15 protein-coding genes are annotated in these 16543 nt (G+C 44.1%); 12 read left to right on the plus strand and 3 right to left on the minus strand.

The genetic code is table 11. From position 1 onward, the window contains the following. The first annotated feature begins 65 nt into the window (after positions 1-65). The 4 genes from ihfB (at position 66) to pyrF (ending at position 2759) form a co-directional block, all read left to right on the plus strand. Positions 66-350: an integration host factor subunit beta gene (gene ihfB, locus BCV39_RS02970; protein WP_010439923.1), complete on the plus strand. Its 285-nt coding sequence runs from the start codon at positions 66-68 to the stop codon at positions 348-350. Positions 351-479: 129 nt separating this feature from the next. Beyond that, a complete protein-coding gene (locus tag BCV39_RS02975) occupies positions 480-752 on the plus strand; it encodes a lipopolysaccharide assembly protein LapA domain-containing protein (protein ID WP_017066774.1) in 273 nt (90 codons plus the stop codon). A gap of 12 nt (positions 753-764) precedes the next feature. After that, on the plus strand, positions 765-1940 hold the full coding sequence (gene lapB, locus BCV39_RS02980; RefSeq protein ID WP_016769333.1) for a lipopolysaccharide assembly protein LapB: 1176 nt from the start codon (positions 765-767) through the stop codon (positions 1938-1940). 123 nt (positions 1941-2063) lie between these two features. Next, positions 2064-2759, plus strand: coding sequence for an orotidine-5'-phosphate decarboxylase (gene pyrF, locus BCV39_RS02985; protein ID WP_017078954.1), 696 nt, complete (start codon positions 2064-2066; stop codon positions 2757-2759). 104 nt (positions 2760-2863) lie between these two features. Here pyrF and miaE read toward each other — a convergent pair whose 3' ends face one another. Further along, positions 2864-3619: a tRNA isopentenyl-2-thiomethyl-A-37 hydroxylase MiaE gene (miaE, locus tag BCV39_RS02990; protein ID WP_048658293.1), complete on the minus strand. Its 756-nt coding sequence runs from the start codon at positions 3617-3619 to the stop codon at positions 2864-2866. 143 nt (positions 3620-3762) lie between these two features. Further along, positions 3763-4527 carry a hypothetical protein gene (locus BCV39_RS02995; protein WP_048658294.1) on the minus strand — a complete coding sequence of 255 codons (765 nt, stop codon included), beginning with the start codon at positions 4525-4527 and terminating at the stop codon, positions 3763-3765. 322 nt (positions 4528-4849) lie between these two features. Between BCV39_RS02995 and cysB the strand changes: the two genes are divergently transcribed. After that, positions 4850-5824, plus strand: a complete 975-nt coding sequence (gene cysB / locus BCV39_RS03000; protein WP_017060244.1) for an HTH-type transcriptional regulator CysB — start codon at positions 4850-4852, stop codon at positions 5822-5824. A 152-nt stretch (positions 5825-5976) separates the two neighbouring features. Then, on the plus strand, positions 5977-7179 hold the full coding sequence (locus tag BCV39_RS03005) for a methyltransferase (protein ID WP_102432598.1): 1203 nt from the start codon (positions 5977-5979) through the stop codon (positions 7177-7179). A 158-nt stretch (positions 7180-7337) separates the two neighbouring features. Here the strand turns inward: BCV39_RS03005 and ald are convergent, their stop codons facing one another. Beyond that, positions 7338-8462: an alanine dehydrogenase gene (gene ald, locus BCV39_RS03010; RefSeq protein WP_017060246.1), complete on the minus strand. Its 1125-nt coding sequence runs from the start codon at positions 8460-8462 to the stop codon at positions 7338-7340. Between the two features lie 156 nt (positions 8463-8618). On the opposite strand from ald, the gene lrp reads away from it, so the two are divergent. The 6 genes from lrp to BCV39_RS03040 all read left to right on the plus strand — a co-directional run bounded on the left by lrp (position 8619) and on the right by BCV39_RS03040 (position 16478). Further along, positions 8619-9113 carry a leucine-responsive transcriptional regulator Lrp gene (gene lrp, locus BCV39_RS03015; RefSeq protein ID WP_004734558.1) on the plus strand — a complete coding sequence of 165 codons (495 nt, stop codon included), beginning with the start codon at positions 8619-8621 and terminating at the stop codon, positions 9111-9113. A 162-nt stretch (positions 9114-9275) separates the two neighbouring features. Further along, complete coding sequence (locus BCV39_RS03020) at positions 9276-12434, plus strand: DNA translocase FtsK 4TM domain-containing protein (RefSeq protein WP_102431450.1); 3159 nt, start codon at positions 9276-9278, stop codon at positions 12432-12434. Positions 12435-12509: 75 nt separating this feature from the next. Further along, positions 12510-13106, plus strand: coding sequence for an outer membrane lipoprotein chaperone LolA (gene lolA, locus BCV39_RS03025; RefSeq protein WP_048668726.1), 597 nt, complete (start codon positions 12510-12512; stop codon positions 13104-13106). A gap of 64 nt (positions 13107-13170) precedes the next feature. After that, on the plus strand, positions 13171-14526 hold the full coding sequence (locus tag BCV39_RS03030; protein WP_241902269.1) for a replication-associated recombination protein A: 1356 nt from the start codon (positions 13171-13173) through the stop codon (positions 14524-14526). Positions 14527-14668: 142 nt separating this feature from the next. After that, positions 14669-15976: a serine--tRNA ligase gene (gene serS, locus BCV39_RS03035; protein ID WP_048658298.1), complete on the plus strand. Its 1308-nt coding sequence runs from the start codon at positions 14669-14671 to the stop codon at positions 15974-15976. A 235-nt stretch (positions 15977-16211) separates the two neighbouring features. Next, the gene (locus tag BCV39_RS03040; protein WP_048658302.1) at positions 16212-16478 is read left to right on the plus strand and encodes a DksA/TraR family C4-type zinc finger protein; all 267 of its coding nucleotides are present in this window, start codon (positions 16212-16214) and stop codon (positions 16476-16478) included. Positions 16479-16543: the final 65 nt, after the last annotated feature.

Raw genomic sequence — 16543 nt, forward strand, 5'->3', positions numbered from 1 at the left:
CTTTTTTTTTGCTTATTTTTCCGATAGGTCTATAATTTCTAAAAAGAAAACCAACGAGGGTAACTATGACTAAGTCTGAATTGATTGAAAGACTATGCGCTGAGCAAACGCATCTTTCTGCAAAAGAAATTGAAGACGCTGTAAAAGACATTTTAGAGCACATGGCTTCAACACTAGAAAGTGGTGATCGAATCGAAATTCGCGGCTTTGGCAGTTTTTCTCTGCATTACCGTGAACCTCGTGTTGGACGTAATCCTAAAACTGGTGACAAGGTAGAGTTGGAAGGCAAATACGTTCCTCACTTCAAACCAGGTAAAGAGCTACGCGAACGAGTAAACTCAGGACTGTAGCCTACTTATCGGAATTAAGAAAAGCGGCATACTATAATGTATGCCGCTTTTTTATGACCATAATATGGTGGTCTGATTAGTAATTTTCCTGCATAATCGTACAGCTAACCAACCAATGAGTGATGAACTATGAAAATTATAAAAATAGTCGCCGTTATCGCACTTTTCCTAATTGCACTGGCTTTAGGCTCTCAAAACCAAACAACTGTGAATTTCAACTATCTGCTAGCGCAAGGTGACTTCCACCTATCAAGTTTACTAGGCGTTGTATTCGTTTCAGGCTTTGCCCTTGCTTGGTTAGTCTTTGGCAATATGCACATGCGGTCTCAGCTAAAAATTCATCGCTTGAAGAAGCAACTCAATAAGCAATCAAAGCAGGTCGCTGCTGATACTAAAGCTTAAAGGCTATATTTGATGTTAGAGTTACTGTTCTTACTTTTGCCTATCGCAGCCGCTTATGGTTGGTATATGGGTAATCGTAATGCTCAGCAAGAAAAACAAAAACAATCACACCAGATCTCCCGTCAATACGTGACGGGTTTGAACCTATTACTGTCAGACCAATCTGACAAAGCGGTTGATCATTTTATTGAGCTACTTCAAGTAGACAATGAGACCATCGACACTCACTTAGCCTTGGGCAACTTGTTCCGCTCAAGAGGCGAAGTCGACCGCGCTATTCGAATTCACCAAAATCTTATCTCTCGTTCGGGGCTTACTCTCGACCAGAAAAATCTCGCACTGCAACAATTAGCTAAAGACTACATGGTCTCTGGTTTTCTTGATCGCGCCGAAAAAATCTTTGAACAGCTTGTAGAAGAACCCGACCACAAAGAGGGCGCTTTGCAGCAGTTAGTTGCTATTTATCAGCAAACTCGAGAGTGGAATAAGGCTATCCATTACGGAAATATCCTCGTTAAGCTTGGTAAGAAGAAAATGAAAATGCGTGCGACAGTAGCGCATTTTTGGTGTGAACTTGCGATGCAGGAGCAAGCTGATGGCAATCGCTCTAAAGCACTTCAGCACTTCAAGAAGGCGCTTTCTGAAGATCCTAAATGTGTTCGTGCAAGTATTGCTTTAGGTAAGTTCCACTTAGCGAATGAAGATTACCAAAAGACAATTGATTGTCTGGAGTCGGTACTCGAACAAGATATCGATTTTATCAGTGAGGTGTTGCCAACTCTTGCTGAGTGTTACCACAAACTTGGACAAGAAGCTCAACTGGTCGAGTTCCTGAAAGCGTGTATACAGAAGAAAGCCGGTGTATCTGCCGAACTGATGCTGGCGCAATTGGTTGCTCACCATGAAGATGTAGGCTCTGCGCAAGAGCTACTGACCAAGCAGCTTGTTAAAAACCCAACCATGAAAGGTTTTTATCGATTAATTGATTACCACCTAGCGGAAGCTGAAGAAGGTCGAGCGAAAGACAGCTTAACCACACTTCAGTCTATGGTTGGTGAACAACTTAAGGTTAAGCCCCATTATCGTTGTCGTCAGTGTGGTTTCTCAACACATTCAATGTATTGGCACTGCCCTTCATGTAAGGGGTGGGGAACGATCAAGCCTATTCGTGGGCTTGATGGTGAATAGATTTGTGGTCATTTTAAGACCAAATTATTAATTGCAGCTTTCGGGCTGCATTTTTATGACTGTTATTTATCACCTGATTTGGTGATTGAAATTTTTAGAAAGTTAACTGCGTTAGGAGATGAAATGAACGACCAAAAAATCATTGTAGCTTTGGATTATGACAACCAAGCGGATGCGTTAGCCTTTGTTGATCGTATTGATCCAGCATCTTGCCGCCTAAAAGTGGGCAAAGAGATGTTTACTCTGTTTGGCCCTGAATTTGTTCGTGAATTGCATAAGCGTGGTTTCTCAGTATTTTTAGACCTTAAGTTTCACGATATCCCGAACACATGTTCAAAGGCAGTCCGCGCTGCCGCTGAACTAGGTGTATGGATGGTGAACGTACACGCAAGTGGCGGTGAGCGCATGATGACGGCTTCTCGCGAAATCTTAGAACCGTATGGTAAAGATCGCCCGTTGCTAATCGGCGTAACTGTCCTAACCAGTATGGAGCAATCTGACTTAGCGGGTATTGGCTTGGATCTTGAACCACAGCAGCAAGTGATGCGCTTAGCTTCTCTAACGAAGAACTCTGGCTTAGACGGTGTTGTATGCTCTGCACAAGAGGCTTCTTTGCTTAAAGGCGCACTTGGTCAGGAGTTCAAACTAGTGACTCCAGGTATTCGTCCTGTAGGCGCTGATGTTGGTGACCAGAAGCGTATCATGACCCCTTCTAAAGCGATTGAATCGGGGTCAGACTACCTTGTTATTGGTCGTCCTATTACTCAAGCTATTGACCCAGCTGCTGTACTTGCAGAGATCAACGGTACGCTAGCTTAAGTTTATATTTAGCTCGAGATATAAATAACAAAGGCCAGCATATTGCTGGCCTTAATTGTCTTGTCCGGATTAGTCTAAACTGGAATGAATTCTCTGCACAGAGTTTAAACTGGAGCACCACTATGGAATTTGAAGTCACTGTCTTCTGAAGTGATAAGTTCCGCTTCTACTTGCGCAAAATGAGCAATACGCTCTGAAATATCTTTACCTGCGATCTGTTCTGCTAGCTCAAGGTAATCTTGGTAGTGGCGAGCTTCTGAGCGAAGTAGAGACACGTAAAATTTCTCCATGTCTTCTTCCAAGAAAGGAGCCAATTTAGCGAATCGTTCACAAGAGCGAGCTTCAATAAACGCGCCGATGATAAGCTTATCAACCAGAGCATCAGGCTCGTAAGTCTTAACTTGTTTGATCAAGCCTTTAGCATAACGACCCGCCTCGATTGGCTGGTAAGTTACGCCTTTCTTCTCCATCAACTCCATGACTTGGTAGAAGTGATGCAGCTCTTCTTTGATCAGCAGTACCATCTTATCGATCAGATCAGCACCGTAATTACAGCCTTCTTTCGCTGTGATTTGCTTGGATACGTTGCTTTTACCACGCAGAGACTCTAAGTCTCCGATACGACGGTAAGCAAATTGCTCGTATGGCAAAATCCATTCATTCAGTTGTTTCGCACTTTCTTTATCAACTGCGTACTTGCGGATAAGGAACAAGGCACTCTGTGCTGCTTTAAGTTCACACAGCATGTGATCGCGTAGAATGATGTGCAGATTTTCAGGCTTTTTGGCTTCATCTATCCATGAATCTGGCGTTTCTGCTTTCAGAAAAGAGTGGATTGGAGCGAGTAGTTCTTGATACATGGTCAGGGAAAGTTTGTTGATAATGCGGGGATTTTATCACAGCTCAAGAGATCTCCCTATACAGAGAAAGGAAATTCAACAGCTATAAAAAAGGCCGCCTATTTAATGTAAATAAGGCGGCCTTTAATTGTTGAGTTAGACTGTTACCATTTTTTCTTTTGACCGAAGAGGGCATCCATATCGTCTTCTCGCTCTTTAGATTCGATCTGTTGTAAATCTTGAGCGTTCTTATCTTGGCGTTTTTGATCAAGCTCGTCGAGCATCTGCTGTAGCTTTTCTTTTGCTTGATTAGAGTACGAATCATTTTTGGTTGCTAGCGCATCGATACCTTTACGCAGTAACTGAATTGCTGTTCCCGGTTGCCCACGAGAAATCGAGTCGTTTGCACGTTTGATAACGTTTTCAATGTTGATACGAATTTGAATTGTCTCTAGACGAGCGTTTTCAACCACATAAGCTTGAGTCTCGAAGCGACCCTTATTGTGTTCGTTACGGACTGTATCACGTAGGCGCTTAACGAGCTTTAGCATCATGATTGCTTGCTTGTCACTACTTGGTACGCGGAAAACTGTGCTCTCACCACCTTTGTAGTTCTCTTTGAGCTGAGTGATCTGTTGTTTTACGCTTTCAATGCGTTGGGCAAGTTGCTTATTTTTTGGATCGAGTTGATACATGTTTTCTAATGCATCAAGAATCCGATTGTTTAAGCACACAAGAAGATCTTGGCTAAACGGCATGTGATGAGCGTTGCCAATCAGTTCTTCTGTACCGTCAATAATGGTTAGATAACGAGAAGCTTCCTGTTTCTTCGCTGTTTCTACCTTAACTTTATATTGAAGCATGATGTTGTAGCCTAAAACTAACACCAAAAGAACGGCTACTAAGGCGATTATTAAACCAATATTCATATATTTGAGTCTGCTTATTATTTTCTATAGCTAACCTGAGAGGATACACGATTCCATTGTGTATCGGCACTCGTAAATTGCAATTTCTGATTATCTCTTGTTGAGCGAAATCGGCAATCAAAACTTACCCACTAATGTATGAGAATGAGGGTTGGGTTGCAAAGCGTTAGTGATGTTTTTGTTTGTTAAGCTAGAAAAACTCAATTTTTCTGTCATTTTTGTGTTTGAAGCGTTATAACTATTAATTATATTACACGAGACTATAACGCTCTCTTTGCAAATAAGTTAGCACAGAAATGAGTAAAGGATTACGAGGTTAGATATGAAGTTACAGCAACTGAAGTACATTGTTGAGGTTGTAAACCATAACCTAAATGTTTCAGCTACAGCAGAGAGTTTGTACACATCTCAGCCAGGCATTAGTAAGCAAGTTAGATTACTTGAAGACGAGCTAGGCATTCAGATTTTTGAGCGTAGCGGTAAGCATTTAACACAGGTTACCCAAGCCGGTGAGGATATCATTCGCATCTCTCAAGAGATTTTGGCTCGTGTTGAGAGCATTAAAGCCGTAGCGGGTGAACACACTCATCCTGAGATGGGTACATTGAATATTTCAACCACTCATACCCAAGCTCGTTATGCTCTGCCTGATGTGATTAAAGGTTTCACTGCGCGTTATCCAAAAGTATCGCTTCACATGCACCAAGGCACACCAAGCCAGATGTCAGAAGCGGTAGCGAAGGGTACAGCGAACTTTGCGATTGCAACAGAAGCGCTGCACCTTTATCAAGATGCGATCATGCTGCCGTGTTACCACTGGAACCGTTCAATCGTTGTGACCAAAGATCACCCTCTGGCACAGAAGCGAAATATAACGATCGAAGATCTTGCGGCTTATTCTCTAGTGACCTACGTATTTGGTTTCACTGGTCGTTCTGAGCTTGATACTGCGTTCAATAAAGTTGGTCTAACACCGCGTGTTGTGTTTACCGCGACCGATGCGGACGTCATCAAAACGTATGTTCGCATGGGCATTGGTGTGGGTGTCATCGCAAGTATGGCGATTGACCACGAGCAAGATACCGATTTGGTTGCAATTGATGCGAGTCACCTATTTGGTGCTAGCACCACAAGCATTGGCTTTAGAAAAGGCACATTCCTGCGTTCTTACATGTTTGATTTTATGGAGCGTTTTGCGCCGCACCTAACTCGCCCAGTAGTTGAGCAAGCCATTTCTTTGAAGTCTAATGAAGAGATCGAAGAGATGTTTAAAGATATCGAACTACCTGTTCGTTAATCTCTTCATTTAAAGCTAGACTCTTATTCGGCCTGTATTTACAGGCCGTTTTGTTTTCGGCTTTATTGGGCGTGCGTTTTTTAGTTCTCTTTGTCTCGAACCTTTCCATTTGAAGCTCTTACCCCTACAATCCACGCACCATAGGGGGAATCATGCATTCACGATTTACAATTCTCGACTCATTTTTGTTAGAGCACCAAGTTTATTGGCGTTCAGAGCCTTTTCACCTATGCCAAACTCAACAGCAACCATGGCAAGAGGCCAATCGTCCACTTGTTGACTGGTTAGAAGACTTAAGCATTGAAAGCATTCAAACTTTAAAAGAAAACCCTGAGCTGTTGGCCGAGGAACTGATTCGTTTCCTTCCTGATTTAGAGCTCGCGAATCAAAATATTCAGTTTGATAATACAGCTTTGGTAGGGCTCCACCTCCCTCGTGGTACTGCCGATGGTATTCCAGGTAGAAAGTTGCAACAAATCGTGTCGATGGGAGAGGCGGTACTTGATCACCACCATGGTAAAGAGTGGCTGGAGTGGTGTTCTGGTAAAGGCTTCCTTGGTCGAATCTTATCTCAACAATCGAAGCAAAAAGTGACCAGCTTCGAGTGGCAACAATCGCTGTGCGAAAGCGGCCAAAAGATTGCAGATGCACAACGTTTAGAAATGACGTTTGTTCAAGGTGATGCCTTTTCTGAGAGTGTTGATGAGGTGTTTAATTCCAATCAACATGCGGTAGCACTGCATGCCTGTGGTGATCTCCATGTTGAGTTAGTTAAAAAGTCCGTGTCGCATGGGCTTCCTGCTGTGACTATATCCCCTTGTTGTTATCACCTTATTCGTGACGACAACTACAAAGCGATGTCATCAGTGGCACAAGCCTCGGCTTTAACATTGAGCAAGAGTGATTTACGAATTCCACTCCAAGAAACCGTTACTGGTGGCGAAAGGGTAAAGCGACATCGCCAATTGGAGATGAGTTATCGCCTAGGCTTCAGTCAGTTACTCAAGGCTGAAATGGGGATTGATGAATACATTCCCGTGCCGAGCATCAAAAAATCAGAATTGTCTGCGGGCTTTAAAGCTTTTTGTTTATGGGCTTCAGAGATTAAAGAGCTCCCAATTCGTTTGGATACCGATTTTGAGTCTTATCTTGTTCAAGGGGAGCAACTTTTCTGGGAGATGGAAAAACTAAGCCTGGTTCAGCAAGTCTTTAGACGACCATTAGAGATATGGCTAGCGTTGGATCGCGCGATTTATTTAAAAGAACAAGGCTACGAAGCCACCATCGAAGAGTTTTGTGAACGTAGTGTCACACCTCGAAATCTGTTGGTTCATGGTGTTAAGAGCGATAGATAAACGATGCGGTTATTAGAAAGCGTGCTAATCATAGCTTTCGAACGATAGTGTTATAGAGACAAAAAAGCCAGTTCGACAAAATCGGACTGGCTTTTTAATGTGTGGATTAACTGAACGCTTCAACGAGAAAATTTGACGCTCAGTTAGTTACTACATCATTAGTTAAACATTGCGATAGCTTCTGCTGGATCTACGTATTCAAGGTCAAAGCTTTCTGCAACTTCTTTACAAGTTACTTTACCGTGAATGACGTTTAGACCTTCTAGGAAGCCTTCATCAGATAGAAGTGCTTCGCGGTAGCCTTTGTTCGCTAGCTTAACAATGTAAGGAAGTGTTGCATTGTTTAGTGCGTAAGTTGAAGTACGCGCTACAGCACCTGGCATGTTTGCAACACAGTAGTGAACTACGTCATCAACGATGTAAGTTGGGTCTGCGTGAGTGGTTGCGTGAGAAGTCTCGAAACAACCGCCTTGGTCGATTGCAACATCAACAACTGCTGAACCTGGCTTCATCTTAGCGATGTGCTCTTTTGTAACCAGTTTAGGCGCTGCTGCACCAGGGATTAGTACTGCACCAATCACTAGGTCTGCTTCTAGAACATGCTTCTCGATAGCGTCTTCAGTAGAATAAACCACTTTTGCGCGACCTTGGAATTCTTCATCAAGACGACGAAGTGTATCTACGTTACGGTCAAGGATTGTAACATCAGCGCGAAGGCCAACAGCCATACGTGCTGCGTTAGCACCTACAACACCGCCACCAACAACAACAACTTTTGCTGGTTCAACACCTGGAACGCCACCAAGAAGAAGACCACAACCACCGTTAGATTTCTCTAATGTTTGTGCACCTGCTTGAATAGACATGCGACCAGCTACTTCAGACATTGGTGCTAATAGTGGCAAGCGACCCATATTATCTGTTACAGTCTCATAGGCTACGCAGACAGCTTTGCTCTTGATAAGCTCTTCAGTTTGTGGAAAATCTGGTGCAAGGTGTAAATAGGTAAATAATATTTGCCCTTCGCGAAGCATAGCTCGCTCGACAGCTTGAGGTTCTTTAACCTTTACAATCATCTCTGCTTTCGCGAAAACGTCAGCAGCAGTAGGAAGAATGGATGCGCCTACAGCGATGTAATCATCGTCTGAAAAACCGATACCAGTACCGGCATTGGTTTCTACAAAAACTTGGTGGCCGTGTGAGATTAGTTCTCTCACGCTAGCTGGGGTCATACCAACGCGGTATTCGTGGTTCTTGATTTCCTTAGGTACGCCAATGATCATCCTGACTCCTCATTTTATTTTGGTTGTTTTATCTATGTGTAGGGTAATTCTGTCGAATTAATATCTAGTATAGATAGGTTCAGATAAAATTTGATACTGAATATTAAAAAGTTGTAGTATATTTTTTTGCAAGGAAGTAATAAGGTGGAATAAAAAATGGCAGACAATTATAAGAAGCCGTCCAAGGAACTAGATCGTATTGACCGCAACATTCTTAATGAGTTGCAAAAAGACGGTCGTATCTCAAACGTTGAACTCTCAAAACGAGTAGGACTTTCTCCAACTCCATGTCTTGAACGTGTTCGTCGTTTAGAACGTCAAGGTTACATTACTGGGTACACAGCATTGCTGAACCCACAGTACCTTGATGCTTCACTTTTAGTGTTTGTTGAAATTACGTTGAACCGTGGTGCGCCAGATGTGTTCGAACAATTCAACACCGCTGTGCAGAAACTAGATGACATCCAAGAGTGTCATTTAGTGTCGGGTGATTTTGACTATCTTCTAAAAACACGTGTATCTGATATGGGTGCTTACCGTAAGCTACTGGGTGATACGTTACTTCGTCTACCGGGCGTAAACGACACTCGAACTTACGTTGTAATGGAAGAAGTGAAACAAACTAATCAACTTGTGATTAAAACTCGTTAGTCACAATTGGTGAAATGAAAGAAAGCGGACATTTGTTCCGCTTTCTTGCTTTCTGGAATTGGGTTTTTCTGTTTGATATGGTTAAATCAACAGTAGTTTCATTGAAACGAGCGGCTTTGCCGCTCGAGATGTTTTTATCCCGTTTAATTATTAAGTTGGTTTATGTTCAAGCAGAGCAGTAATAAAGTAGAAACAATCATTAAAACGAGTGAAGAGCCTCAGTCTCCTCGTTTGAGTGGTTCTCAACGTCTCAAAGAGTGCAGCCTGATTCTCGGTGTTCTCTTCTCTATTCTACTTGCCGTTGCGTTATTAACTTTTAGTCCAGCTGACCCATCATGGTCGCAAACGGCGTGGGGTGGTGACATTCAAAATGCGGGTGGTTATCTAGGTGCTTGGTTGGCGGATACACTTTTCTTCGTATTTGGTTCTTTGGCTTACCCTTTGCCTATCTTGGTGACGGTTGCTGCGTGGGTATTATTCCGCAAACGTAATGAAGACGAGCAGATCGACTTTATGCTGTGGGGCACTCGCTTACTTGGCCTGACTATCCTAATCCTTACTAGTTGTGGTCTAGCGGATATTAACTTTGACGACATCTGGTACTTTTCATCAGGTGGAGTCGTGGGTGACGTCTTAACAAGCCTTGCACTTCCGACGTTGAATGTTCTTGGTAGTACGCTGGTTCTTCTTTTCTTATGGGGTGCTGGTTTTACTCTATTAACTGGTATTTCTTGGTTAAGCATTGTGGAATGGTTAGGTGAATGTGCCATCAAATTCTTCACGTCTGCTGTTAATAAGGCTCGTGGCCAAGATCAAGAGCTACTAGAGCCTCAGCTAAGAGAAACAGCAGACCGCGATTTAATCGAAGAACGTCATCAAGAGCCGAGTTACCGTGATGTTCCTGCTTTAGAAGATGACAAAGAATCAACAGAGCATGATCCACTAGATCCTGCAATGAGCTTTTCTGCGATCAATGATTCGTCAGATGCGGCTGCAAGTGCGCTAGAGAGCGCTGCGACACCGAAGCGCCATTACAATATTCACATGCCTGTTGAGGCGCCAGCGAAGCAAGAAGCTTCAGAACAAGAAGAACCTCAGGTTCAGCGCCAACCTCAAGTTGCACCTGAGTCGATCCCTGTAGCACCTGTTTACCAAGCGCCAGAGGAGCCTTTAGAAGAAGGTGTGGAGCGTTCTAAGCAGCTTAATGCCACTATCGAGCAGCTAGAAAACGCCGCTATGTATGAAGATGATCTTGCGGAGCAAGAACAGGTTGATGCGCATGAATCTCAAATCGCGTATCAGCAATACATGCAGAATGAGCAACAAGACGTTACCTCTACTGATATGGCTCTTGAAAGTGCAGAACCAGAGGTCAATAGCTCGCCAGAAGTAACGAATGAATTCGATGTTGAAGATGTTCAGCCAGAATCTCTACACGCTTCACCAATGGGTGAGCCAGAAGCAACTGTGGAAGACGATTTCTCTGCACAAGCTTCACCATTTGATGTAACGGAAGAGCAGGCTGACGAACAGACTTTCGCTCCTGAAGCTCAGCAGACTGAAACCGAGCAAGCTGATGCAGAGTTAGCGGATGAGCAATTTGAACCTTTCTCTTATCAAGAAGAACGTTCAGAGCCTGAACAGTCAACAGCACAAAACCAAGAGCCAGCTGTTGATCTTCCTTGGGAAGAAGTTACGGAAGAAGAGTCTTCGCATCAAGATCAGGATGTCGCCGCATTCCAAAGCATTATTTCTGAAGCCCAAGCGAATATGGCAGCGGCGCAGAACCCGTTCTTGGTTCAACAAGATGTTAATTTACCGAAGCCTGCTGAGCCATTACCAACACTTGAATTGTTATTCCACCCTGAAAAGCGTGAAACCTTTATTGACCGTGACGCACTAGAGGCAATTGCTCGTCTTGTGGAATCTAAGCTAGCGGACTACAAGATCAAAGCCGATGTGGTTGATATTTTCCCTGGTCCAGTAATCACTCGATTCGAACTTGATCTGGCTCCGGGTGTGAAAGTAAGCCGTATTTCTGGTCTTTCTATGGACTTAGCGCGTTCGCTTTCTGCATTGGCAGTACGTGTCGTAGAGGTGATTCCGGGTAAACCTTATGTTGGCTTAGAACTGCCAAACATGAGTCGCCAAACAGTATTCTTCTCAGATGTGGTTGCTAGCCCTCAGTTCCAAGAAGCGAAATCTCCAACGACAGTGGTTCTCGGACAAGACATCGCTGGTGAAGCCGTCATTGCTGATCTATCGAAAATGCCTCACGTTCTGGTTGCTGGTACAACCGGTTCTGGTAAGTCGGTAGGTGTGAACGTAATGATTCTGAGTATGCTTTACAAAGCATCACCGGAAGATGTTCGATTCATCATGATCGACCCGAAAATGCTTGAGCTATCGGTTTATGAGGGTATTCCTCATCTATTGTCTGAAGTGGTAACCGACATGAAAGATGCGTCGAACGCCCTTCGTTGGTGTGTTGGCGAGATGGAACGCCGTTATAAGCTGATGTCAGCGTTAGGCGTTCGTAACATTAAAGGTTACAACGATAAGCTTAAGATGGCTGCGGAAGCGGGTCACCCAATTCACGATCCACTGTGGAAGCCGGGCGACAGCATGGACCCTGAAGCCCCATTGCTTGAGAAGCTGCCTTACATTGTGGTTATCGTTGATGAATTTGCCGACCTAATCATGGTGGTCGGTAAGAAGGTTGAAGAACTGATCGCACGTTTGGCACAAAAAGCACGTGCGGCGGGTGTTCACTTGATCCTAGCGACGCAACGTCCTTCGGTGGATGTTATTACCGGCCTTATCAAAGCGAACATTCCAACCCGTGTGGCCTTTACGGTATCAACCAAAACGGATTCAAGAACTATCCTTGACCAAGGTGGTGCGGAATCACTATTGGGCATGGGTGATATGCTTTACTTGCCACCGGGCTCTAGTCATACAACTCGTGTTCACGGTGCCTTTGCATCTGATGATGATGTACACGCAGTTGTGAATAACTGGAAAGCGCGTGGTAAGCCAAACTATATTGATGAGATCACTAACGGCGAACAAACCCCAGAAACCTTGCTTCCGGGTGAGAAGATGGAAGGTGATGAAGAGGTCGATCCTCTGTTTGATCAAGTGGTAGAACACGTTGTTCATTCACGTCGTGGTTCAGTTTCAGGCGTACAGCGTCGATTCAAGATTGGTTACAACCGTGCTGCACGCATTGTCGAGCAACTTGAAGCTCAAGGTATCGTAAGTGCTCCAGGCCATAACGGTAACCGAGAAGTCTTGGCACCAGCGCCACCAAAAGATTAGTTCCACTAGGAACTCATACCCATTAAGTCGGTCAAATCGAAAATATGACCGACTTATGTTCTAACAGGATTATTGATGAAAAAAGTATTCGCACTTTTATTTATGAGCTTCTCAGTGTTTGCTTCTCCGAAAGAAGAGTTGAGTAGCCGTTTGGCATTGAACGCAGGCTTTAGTGCTGACTTTAAACAAGTCGTGACCAGCCCTGATGGTGATGTTGTCATGGAAGGCGAGGGCACGGTAGAGATTGCTCGCCCTAGCTTATTCCGCTGGGAAACCACTTTCCCTGATGAAAACCTATTGGTATCTGATGGCCAAAGCTTGTGGTACTACAGCCCGTTCATTGAGCAAGTGAGTATTTATTGGCAAGAGCAAGCGACATCGCAAACACCTTTTGTCTTGCTTACACGTAACCAAGAAAGCGATTGGGATAACTACAACGTCGCGCAAACAGGTAACCAATTTACACTAACACCAACGGCAGCGGACTCTAATCAGGGTGACTTCCAGATTAATATCACCGAGAAAGGCATTGTTCAGGGCTTTAATGTGATTGAACAAGACGGTCAAAAAGGTGAGTTTACCTTTAGCAATGTTGACTTGGGTAAACCTGCAGCAGACCGTTTTACTTTTGTGGCGCCGGAAGGTGTCGAGGTCGACGACCAAAGAAACTGACCTAAAGAAGCAGAACGTTTGGTAGTACGTCGATAGGCATTAATGCCATCAACGAATCAAGAGATTGCAATTGAGTAATTACAGCTTAGATTTTGCGGGGGACGAAGATTTTCGTCCCCTTGCTGCTCGTATGAGACCGGAAACTGTCGAACAGTATATCGGTCAGCAGCATATATTAGGCCCAGGTAAACCACTTCGCAGAGCATTGGAAGCGGGTCATATCCACTCGATGATTTTGTGGGGGCCTCCGGGCACCGGTAAAACGACGTTAGCCGAAGTAGCAGCAAACTATGCGAATGCAGAAGTTGAACGCGTATCGGCGGTAACTTCGGGCGTAAAAGACATTCGTATTGCGATTGAAAAAGCGCGTGAGAACAAGCGAGCAGGGCGCAGAACCATCCTGTTTGTGGACGAAGTCCATCGCTTTAACAAAAGTCAGCAGGATGCTTTTCTGCCTCATATCGAAGATGGTACCGTGACCTTTATTGGTGCGACGACAGAAAACCCTTCTTTTGAGTTGAACAACGCTTTGTTGTCACGTGCGCGTGTCTACAAACTGACTTCTCTCAATACCGAGGATATTTCCCTCGTCATCCGCCAAGCGATTGAAGATAAGCAACGTGGGTTAGGTGATGTGCCTGCTGATTTTGCTGATAATGTTTTAGATCGCCTTGCAGAACTGGTTAACGGCGACGCGCGTATGTCGCTTAATTATCTTGAACTGCTGTATGACATGGCAGAAGACAACGATAAAGGTGAGAAATCGATAACCTTGCAGCTGTTGGCTGAAGTGGCCGGTGAGAAAGTCGCTCGTTTTGATAATAAAGGCGATATTTGGTATGACCTAATATCTGCAGTTCATAAGTCAATTCGTGGTTCAAACCCTGATGCGGCTTTATATTGGTCGGCACGCATGATTGCGGCAGGTTGCGATCCTCTGTATATCGTTAGACGCTTGCTGGCGATTGCTTCTGAAGATATTGGCAATGCTGACCCTCGCGCAATGCAAGTCGCGATGTCGGCTTGGGATTGTTTTATACGTATTGGCCCTGCTGAAGGGGAGCGTGCGATTGCACAGGCGGTTGTTTATCTCGCGTGTGCACCAAAGAGTAACGCCGTTTATACAGCTTGGAAGCAAGCGTTAACAGACGCGCACAATCTGCCTGAATATGAAGTCCCTCATCATTTACGGAATGCACCCACAACTTTGATGAAGGACATGGGCTACGGGCAAGAATACCGTTATGCTCATGACGAACCTGGAGCCTACGCGGCTGGGGAAAAGTATCTGCCTCCTGAAATGGGAGAGAAGCAATACTATTTCCCAACAAAACGAGGCTTAGAGACCAAAATTGGCGAGAAGCTAGATTATCTGGCGGATTTGGACGCAAAAAGCCCACAAAAACGCTATGAAAAGTAGTCTTTTTTGGATATCGTTACCTAGTCATAAAAATTCAATTAAATCGTTAGAAATTGGTCGAAATAGCACCAGTTTTAGGGGTTTAGCAGTGATTCAGTAGCAAACTACTGAATATTCAAATAACTAAAGCATAGGATTAGCAATGCTGGATTCTAAATTACTTCGAGCTGAGCTGGATGAAACAGCGGCAAAATTAGCACGTCGAGGCTTCACCCTTGATGTAGAGACAATTCGTGAACTTGAAGAAAAACGTAAGTCCCTTCAGATGAAAACTGAAGAGCTACAAGCGTTACGTAACTCTCGATCGAAGTCCATTGGTCAAGCGAAAGCAAAAGGCGACCATGAAGAAGCTGAGCGTATCCTTGCTGAAGTAGGCAACCTAGGCGCAGAACTAGACCAAGCTAAAGTAGCATTGGCTGATCTTCAATCTGAGCTAGAAACGATCACAATGTCTATTCCTAACCTACCTGATGCAGAAGTGCCAGATGGTAAAGATGAAGACGACAACGTAGAAGTTTCTCGTTGGGGTCAACCTAAGGCTTACGACTTTGAAGTGAAAGATCATGTAGATCTTGGCGAAATGTCTGGCGGTCTTGATTTTGCTAGCGCAGTTAAAATCTCTGGTTCTCGTTTCATCGTGATGAAAGGCAAATTCGCACGCCTACACCGTGCTATTGCTCAGTTCATGCTGGACCTTCACACTGATGAGCACGGCTACACAGAAATGTACGTACCGTACCTAGTGAACCACGATAGCCTTTACGGTACTGGTCAACTTCCGAAGTTCGGCGAAGACTTGTTCCATACAAGCCCGCTAACTGAGCAAGTAAGTGACGTACCTCTTAAGACTCTATCGCTTATCCCTACTGCGGAAGTACCGGTAACGAACATGGTTCGTGACACTATTACTGATGAAGCTGAACTGCCACTTAAGATGACAGCTCACACGCCATGTTTCCGTTCTGAAGCGGGTTCTTACGGTCGTGACACTCGTGGTCTTATCCGTATGCACCAATTCGACAAAGTTGAATTAGTACAAATCACTAAGCCAGAAGACTCAATGGCAGCGCTTGAAGAGCTAACTGGTCATGCTGAAAAAGTACTTCAACTTCTAGAGCTTCCTTACCGTAAAGTAATTCTATGTACGGGTGATATGGGCTTCGGTTCTGCGAAAACTTACGACTTAGAAGTATGGGTTCCAGCACAAGAGACTTACCGTGAGATTTCTTCTTGTTCAAACATGTGGGATTTCCAAGCGCGTCGTATGCAAGCTCGTTTCCGTCGTAAAGGCGAGAAGAAACCTGAACTTGTACACACACTAAACGGTTCTGGTCTTGCTGTTGGTCGTACTATGGTTGCTATTCTTGAGAACAACCAAGAAGCTGACGGTCGTATTGCTATCCCAGCTGTACTTCAGCCATACATGGGCGGTGTAACGCACATCGGTTAATCGTTCGACGATTTAGTGAGTTCATAAATTATTGAAAACCCAGCCTATTGGCTGGGTTTTTTATTATCTGAAAAATATATTGGTGCGTTCTTTGACTACTTTCACCTAAATATTATTACGAAAAAGTAATAGTGTTTTATTATTTTTGCATATTATTACTTAATTGTAATGTGGCTATAATGTCCTCTTACCGCGGTAGGTAAAGATTTTCTCGTTTATGTACAGAGGAGGGCTTATGGCCGTAGGATGGGCTGGAGACGATAGTGTCAGCCAGCAAATACAAAATACCATTGATGATGAGATCTCTCGTGTCAGAGGAAACCTTCGAGGTGGTGAGAGTTTGCGTTATTGTGATGAGTGTGGTGATGAGATACCGGAACAAAGACGACTCGCGATCAAAGGCGTTCGTTTGTGTATCGAATGTCAGTCAATATTAGAGCATGACGCACATCGACATTCATTGTTTAACCGTCGAGCAAGTAAAGATAGCCAATTACGTTAAACTGACGGTTACCTTCAAAACAGTTAAGGCCTTACTTTTATGTAAGGCCTTTAAGTTTAATTAAG

Origin of the sequence: Vibrio sp. 10N.286.55.E10 (assembly GCF_002872555.1) — a bacterium.
GTDB classification, from domain to species: domain Bacteria; phylum Pseudomonadota; class Gammaproteobacteria; order Enterobacterales; family Vibrionaceae; genus Vibrio; species Vibrio crassostreae.